The organism is Paenibacillus sp. P22 (genome assembly GCF_000469945.2).
In the GTDB taxonomy this organism is placed as follows: domain Bacteria; phylum Bacillota; class Bacilli; order Paenibacillales; family Paenibacillaceae; genus Paenibacillus_O; species Paenibacillus_O humicus.
In genome coordinates this window covers 1-6,644 of the sequence record NZ_CBRA020000138.1, presented here as the reverse complement: position 1 = coordinate 6,644, position 6,644 = coordinate 1, and the positions used below count along the sequence as shown (strand labels likewise).

Annotated in this window: 7 protein-coding genes, 1 pseudogene and 1 riboswitch; of the genes and pseudogenes, 3 read left to right on the top strand and 5 right to left on the bottom strand. The window is 57.4% G+C overall.

The window, feature by feature from the left end:
• The 3 genes from BN871_RS18405 to BN871_RS18395 form a co-directional block, all read right to left on the bottom strand.
• Positions 1-899, bottom strand: an 899-nt coding sequence (locus BN871_RS18405) for a glycine betaine ABC transporter substrate-binding protein (protein ID WP_083436532.1), incomplete at its 3' end; no start/stop codon positions are given.
• A 24-nt stretch (positions 900-923) separates the two neighbouring features.
• Complete coding sequence (locus tag BN871_RS18400) at positions 924-1,769, bottom strand: proline/glycine betaine ABC transporter permease (RefSeq protein ID WP_021881613.1); 846 nt, start codon at positions 1,767-1,769, stop codon at positions 924-926.
• Positions 1,747-2,964, bottom strand: coding sequence for a glycine betaine/L-proline ABC transporter ATP-binding protein (locus BN871_RS18395; protein WP_048748276.1), 1,218 nt, complete (start codon positions 2,962-2,964; stop codon positions 1,747-1,749). The genes BN871_RS18400 and BN871_RS18395 overlap by 23 nt, the downstream gene beginning before the upstream one ends.
• A 241-nt stretch (positions 2,965-3,205) precedes the next feature.
• On the opposite strand from BN871_RS18395, the gene BN871_RS18390 reads away from it, so the two are divergent.
• Entirely contained in the window at positions 3,206-3,775 is a 570-nt protein-coding gene (locus tag BN871_RS18390) for a GbsR/MarR family transcriptional regulator (RefSeq protein WP_048748275.1), read from the top strand.
• A 133-nt stretch (positions 3,776-3,908) separates the two neighbouring features.
• Here BN871_RS18390 and BN871_RS18385 read toward each other — a convergent pair whose 3' ends face one another.
• Positions 3,909-4,400 (bottom strand): C40 family peptidase, encoded by a 492-nt coding sequence (locus BN871_RS18385; RefSeq protein ID WP_021881457.1) that lies wholly within the window; start codon positions 4,398-4,400, stop codon positions 3,909-3,911.
• A gap of 3 nt (positions 4,401-4,403) precedes the next feature.
• Positions 4,404-4,537, bottom strand: a riboswitch (cyclic di-AMP (ydaO/yuaA leader).
• A 365-nt stretch (positions 4,538-4,902) separates the two neighbouring features.
• Here BN871_RS18385 and BN871_RS18380 point away from each other — a divergent pair.
• Positions 4,903-6,249, top strand: a complete 1,347-nt coding sequence (locus BN871_RS18380) for a glycosyl hydrolase family 18 protein (RefSeq protein ID WP_048748274.1) — start codon at positions 4,903-4,905, stop codon at positions 6,247-6,249.
• Between the two features lie 79 nt (positions 6,250-6,328).
• On the opposite strand, the pseudogene BN871_RS18375 reads toward BN871_RS18380, so the two are convergent.
• Positions 6,329-6,526 (bottom strand): annotated as a pseudogene (locus tag BN871_RS18375) (CBS domain-containing protein); the annotation flags it as partial.
• Between BN871_RS18375 and BN871_RS29745 the strand changes: the two are divergent.
• A complete protein-coding gene (locus tag BN871_RS29745; protein WP_269745440.1) occupies positions 6,504-6,638 on the top strand; it encodes a hypothetical protein in 135 nt (44 codons plus the stop codon). The pseudogene BN871_RS18375 and the gene BN871_RS29745 sit on opposite strands and share 23 nt — an antisense overlap.
• The last annotated feature ends 6 nt before the right edge of the window (positions 6,639-6,644 follow it).

Below are 6,644 nucleotides of genomic sequence, written 5' to 3'. Positions count from 1 at the left end.
ACCTTCAAGACGGCCTTCACGCCGCCGTCGGCTCCGATAATCGGCATATAGGTCGCTTCCAGCCACAGCTTCCTCCCGTCCTTGGCCAGACGCAGAATCTTCTCCTGGAATTTGCGGCCTTTCCTCATAKTCTTGTGCGTAATCGGCAGCCAAGCCGCGACGATCGCGTCCGCGTCGCCGTTCGCCACTCCCGCCCACATCGGACCGGCTTCCACCTGCAGCAGCTCCGTCTTGTAGCCGAGGCGGTTCTCCAGCACCCATGCCACCACGTTCGTGCTGGCGATCTCGGAATCCCAGGCTACGTAGGCGAGCTTGAACGGCTTGCCGGACACCTTCTCGATGCCGTCCACCCAGCCGTCGATCAAGCCGGCATTGTCCTTCGCCCAATCGGCGGCGGCGGCAGCGGGATCGGCGCCTTCCTGAATGGCCACCATCACTTTGGCCATGTCGGCATCCGTCCATTCGAAGCGGTCGAGGAAATCATAAGCCGACGGCGCATCCTGCTTCAGTCCGCCGCGGACGATCGTATGGATTTCCTCGTCTTCCCCGAACGATTTTTTGGGATCGTCCAGATATTTCAGATCATACTTCGCGAACATCCAGTGAGGCGTCCAGCCGGTGACGATGATCGGCTCCTTCTTTTTGATCGCCTTGTCGAGCGCTACGGTCATCGCCGCTCCGGAGCCTTCGACCAGCGTCCAGTCCGACAGGCCGTAGTCCTCGACAGCACGGTTGGCGGCAGCCATCAGGCCGGCGCCGGGATCGATGCCGATGATTTTATGGCCGACAGCCTTGCCGACAGACGCCCCGCTTCCCCCGGAAGCCGTTCCATTGTCATTGCTGTTCGAAGAACAGCCTCCAAGCGCGATGGCTCCTGCAAGTCCGAGTACCCCAACCATTTTCCAAGAATTCCGAATCAAAATCTATCCTCTCCTGTCCGCATGTTTTTTTCCTTTGACGAGATGCTGCGTCAGCCGATCCAGGAAGATCGCCAGTATGACGATGGCCAGGCCGGCTTCGAAGCCTTTGCCCGTCTTGATTTGGCTGACGGCGCGGTATACATCCGCTCCGATGCCCTGCGCCCCGATCAGGGAAGCGATGACAACCATGGACAGGGCGAGCATGAGCGTCTGGTTGATGCCTGCCATGATCGATGGCACCGCGAGCGGCAGCTGCACCTTGAACAGCTTCTGGGAAGGGGTGGAGCCGAAGGAATCGGCCGCCTCCACCAGGTCGGCCGGCACCTGGCGTATGCCGAGATTCGTCAGGCGGATCGTCGGCGGCACCGCAAAAATGACCGAGGCGATGACGCCGGGCACAACGCCCAGATTGAAAAACGTCACGGCCGGGATCAGGTAGACGAACGCCGGCATCGTCTGCATGAAATCAAGGATGGGCGTCACGATGCTCTGCGTGCGGTTGTTGCGGGCGCAGGCGATTCCGATCGGCACGCCGAGCACGATGCTGACGATCGCCGATGTCAGCACGAGCGCCAGCGTATCCATCGTATGGTCCCAATAACCGAGATTGTCGATCAGGAACAAGCCGACGAACGTGAACAGCGCCATCGGCCAGCGCATGATCCACCAGGCCAGCGCCGCAAACAGAACGATCAGCACGATCGCAGGCGGAAGATGGAGCAGATAAGAGAAAAAGTCCACGACGCCTTCGATTGCGGCCGAAATCGGATCGAACAGGAAATTCAAGTTCTCCTCGATGGAATCGACCATGCGGTCCACCCATTTATCAAGCGGTAGTTTCGGCAGCATCCACGCTCACCTCCCGATTCGCGACATGTCCGGCAAGCGCTCCGAGCACGGCTCCGCGCACGATGACGCCGACGATGCGTCCCGCCTCGTTCACGACGGCGACCGGATACTTGCTGGTGCCGCATATATCGAACAGCTCGTGGAGCAGCATCTCCGGAGCGACGACCGGAGTATCCCGGATGACGATCTCCTCCAGCGGCTGTCCGCGCTTCACCGCCTCCGACGCGTCGTCGGCGGTGAGGACGCCGATCAGCTTGCGGCTGCGGTCCGTCACGAACAGATTGGAGATGCCGCTCTCGCGCATCAGCTGCAGGGCGACCCTGGCGCCGCGGTCGAGACCGATCGTCTCGGGACGCCGCATCACATGGGAGGCGGTCAGCACCTTGGACAAATCCACGTCCTCGACGAACCGCTCCACATATTCATTGGCAGGATTGACCATGATTTCTTCCGGCGTGCCGATCTGCACGATCGCTCCGTCCTTCATGAGCGCGATGCGGTCTCCGATCCGCAGCGCCTCATCCAAATCATGCGTAATGAACACGATCGTTTTTTTCATTTTCTCCTGCAGCTCCAGCAGCTCGTCCTGCATATCCTTGCGGATGAGCGGATCGAGCGCGCTGAACGCTTCGTCCATGAGCAGGATCTCAGGGTCGTTCGCCAGCGCCCTTGCCAGTCCGACCCGCTGCTGCATGCCGCCGCTCAGCTGCTCGGGATAACTGTCCGCCCTTTCTTCCAGTCCGACGAGCCGCAAGGCTTCCCTTGCTTTCGGTTCTCTTTCCTTTTTGGGCACCTTCTGGACCTCAAGCCCGTATTCCACGTTCTCAAGCAGCGTCCGATGCGGGAACAGCGCGAATTTCTGGAAGACCATGCTGATCTTTTTCTGGCGCACCTTCCTCAGCTGCTCCGCATTCAGGCGGGTAATATCCTGTCCCGCGATGCGGATGGCGCCTCCTGTCGGCTCGATAAGCCTATTCAGCAGACGCACGAGAGTCGATTTCCCGCTGCCGGACAATCCCATGATGACAAAGATTTCTCCCGGCTCGACGGCAAACTGAACCCGGTTGACCCCAACCGTATGCCTCGTTTCTTTAAAGATCCTGTCCTTGCTCCACCCTTCCTTCAGAAGCGGCAGAATTCGTTTTGGATCCTCGCCGAATATTTTCGTCACATCCGTGACTTCAATGATCGACAAGCGCTTCACCTCCTCATGGCCTCGCTTGCGGCCAACGCTCACTCGAACTAGTCTATCGAACAATTTATGACACCGTCAACCGTTTTATCCGTATAATAAGTACGTACGGTTTTTTCTGTATATAGTTTATATGCCAAATGCTCCCGTATCCTCTCATATACTCGTTCATTAAGCGCTTTACATTGCCGGGATTGTTTCTTACAATTACTTTGTCAGCCGAGAAGGCGATGAAGGAGCGGACATGATGACCAATGATTTCGCCGGCTTGGAGGCCGCGCAGGAGCAGGCAATCCAGAAGGCGCGCAAGCGCGTGATCGAGTCCATCGGCAAGAACATGGACCTGTACGGCATTACGCAATCTACAGGACTGCTGTATGGGCTGATGTTTTTCCAGGACAAGCCGATGAATCTCGACGAGATGGGCCAAGCGATGGAAATGAGCAAAACGAGCATGAGCACCGGCATCCGCACGCTGGTTGATTTGAATATGGTGAACAAGGTATGGGAAAAGGGTTCGCGGAAGGACTTGTATGAAGTCGAGCGGGACTGGCACCAGACGTTCGCCGATTTTTTTGTCCTGAAGTGGAGAAAGGCCGTGGAGCTCAACCTGATGGCGCTTCGCCGCTCCAAGGCGGAGCTGGACAAGCTGGCCGAGAGCGGCGGCTCGGAAGCCCTGCACGCCCTGATCGGCGGCGATCTGGAGAAGATCCGCCAGGCGATCGACTATTATTTGTGGCTGGACCGGGTCATCGATCTCATGGAATCCGGCGAGATCTTCAAGCATGTGCCGAAGGAAGAGCCTTCAAGCTGAAACCCAAAAAGAAGCCTTCCCCGGCGGGAAGGCTTCTTTTTGGTTGTGCTGCTGAACTGCAGCCGACTGGACAAAAAAAGAGAGACAGGCGGCTCATGCCGCCTGTCTCTCTTCATCCTTCTGGAGCCGTCCGTCATTCCCCGGCGTCGTCGGCCGTTTCTTCCTCTTCGCTCACCATCTTGCTGTAATCCTCGCCCGTTGCGACGCGGCGCGCCGTAACGTAGCGCTTGGCATAGTAGGCATCGTCCAGATCCGTATACCGGACGCCCTTGCTCGAGGAGTGGGCGAACTTGCCGTCTCCGACATAGATGCCGGCATGCGAGATGCCGCGGCCGCTGGTGTTGAAGAAGACGAGATCCCCCGGACGAAGATCATCCTTGTCCACCTTCGTGCCGGCCTTGGCCTGGGACTGGGAGGAGCGTGGCAGCTTCACGTCGAACTGGCCGAAAATATAGCGGACGAATCCCGAGCAGTCGAATCCTGCCGTAGTCGTGCCCCCATACTTGTAGGGAGTGCCGAGAACCTTGCCGATGGATGACTTCAATTCGGTGCTCGCGAATACGCTGGATGATGCGAACACGGCAATAAGAATGAAAGCGGTAATGGACATGATGACTTTCTTCACTGATGGTTCTCCCTCCGGTGCCTACGAAGTTAGCTGATGGGTTCGGTAGAAGGTTCCCTAGAATTCTCTCTTGCAGAATTCATTCACCCCGAGTGGTTCCCCCGTTTTTCTTAGCGAAAATTCGGCATTTATTTGTTTCAAGCCTGTTTGCTATTGGTTAATATTCGTAGTTTTTTGTCGAACTCCTCCCTTTGGATTATTAGAAGTCTTTCATAATTCGACTCTTCCCGATCCGGAGGGCCATTCGACCTTGTTTTTATCGAGATAGAGATGTAATCCGACCCTATCCCGCCATGTAAATTCCTCTCTCCTTATCCTCTTAAGGTACTCTATTCCTATTCGCTAGAAATTTCTCCCTGTTTTCATCCAATTTTCCCCTTTTATCGATAAACACTTTCATTGATAATGAAAGTGCTTTCAATAGATTCGAAAAAAGGAGGCCGGATATCCCCTCTCATTCTTGCTTCGCCCCTATCATCCTATCCTTCAGGAGGTATCGTTCATGTTCAAATCGAACCGCCGCATCGCCGCTTCCGCGCTGAGAGTCTTGATGCTTGCCGTGCTGCTCGCCTTTTCGCTCCTTCCGCAAGGCGCCGCCGTCCAGAAAGCCAGCGCTGCGGATGCATGCAGCGGAGTCGCTGCCTGGAGCTCGTCATCCGTCTATACCGTCGGGCAGAAGGCGGTCTACTCCGGCACGCTCTATGAAGCCAAATGGTGGACGCAAGGCGAGCGTCCGGATCTCGCCGGAGAATGGGGAGCCTGGAAAGCGCTCTCCGTCTGCTCGGCATCCCCTACGCCGACTCCGACGGTAACCCCTGCTCCTTCGGCTACGCCTAAGCCTAGCGCCACTCCGACACCGACGCCGGCGCCGACCAAAACGCCGACGCCGACGGCCACTCCTGTCCCTGCCGGAAAAATCATCGGCGCGTATGTAGCCGACTGGCATTTCCCCGTCATCAGCACCGTGCCGGCCGAAAAGCTGACGCATGTGTTCTACGCCTTCGCCGACGCGACCTCTACCGGTGTCAGCGGAGGGGATACCGGCAAGCTGGCGCAGCTCGTCTCGCTGAAATCCAAAAATCCGAATCTCAAGGTTCTCGTCTCCGTCGGAGGCTGGGGCCGCTCCGCGAGCTTCCCGGCAGCAGCGGCTACGGAAGCTAGCCGCACGGCGTTCGCCAACAGCGCCGTATCCTATATCCGGGCCAATAAGCTGGACGGCATCGATATCGATTGGGAATATCCGGGCTCAGGCGACCGCGCGAACTATACTTTGTTCATCCAGAAGCTCCGTTCGGTTCTGGATTCGGCCAGCTCCGCCGATGGGCGCTCCGCCAACAAATACCAGCTTACAGCCGCCGTCGGCGCTTCCGATTACGGTCTCGGCAACATCGATATCGCCGCGGTCATCCCTTCCTTCGATTTCCTCAACGTCATGACATACGACCTGCAGAACGGCGCGAATACCCATCATACCGCTCTCTACAACTCCCCGATGGCCAGCTACAGCGTCGATTCCGCCATCAAGCTGCTGAAGGGCAAGGGCGCTCCGGCAGCGAAGCTCGTCGCCGGAGGCGCCTTCTACTCCCATGGCTCCGGCGATTACACCTATGATGAGCTCAAGGCGAGCTATATCAACAAGAACGGCTGGACCCGCCAGTGGGATTCCACCGCAAGAGCCCCGTACTTGACGAATTCCAGCGGCGGCTTCCTCAGCTACGACGATGCGGAATCGCTGACGGGAAAAGTAAATTACGTGAAATCCGGCGGTCTCGGCGGCATCATGTTCTGGGAGTACGGCCAGAACATGAACGGAGAGCTGCTGGAGGCCATCTATCAAGCGATGAAATGATCGGCGGAATGCAGAACGAAAAAGAGCCCATGATGCCTGGCCGGCATCATGGGCTCTTTTTCGGCTTGAAAGCGGCTCGTTAAAGAAGAGATTGAAACGATTGCCGGATGACGTCGCCGCGGCTGATGATGCCCGCAAGGACGCCGCCCCGGTGGACCGGCAGCTTTTTGATCTGCTTCTTGCCAAGGATGGCGGCGATCTGCTCGATGTCGTCCTCCACGGAAGCGGTAACCACTTTTTTCTTGGCGATCGCCATGACGTTCAAAGGAAGGAGCCGCWCGTTCCAGTCGTTCAGCCAGATGTATATTCTCGCAGCGGACGGCGGGCCGGAGTACAGCGGCGCGACGATCGTGTACTACATTTTCCAGGAAGCGTTCAAATACTTCTAATATGGC

What these genes read in the sequence shown, in the direction of transcription:
- BN871_RS18380 (WP_048748274.1), top strand. Translation starts at nt 4,903, where the DNA reads ATGTTCAAATCGAACCGCCGCATCGCCGCTTCCGCGCTGAGAGTCTTG.
- BN871_RS18400 (WP_021881613.1), bottom strand. Translation starts at nt 1,769, where the DNA reads ATGCTGCCGAAACTACCGCTTGATAAATGGGTGGACCGCATGGTCGAT.
- BN871_RS18390 (WP_048748275.1), top strand. Translation starts at nt 3,206, where the DNA reads ATGATGACCAATGATTTCGCCGGCTTGGAGGCCGCGCAGGAGCAGGCA.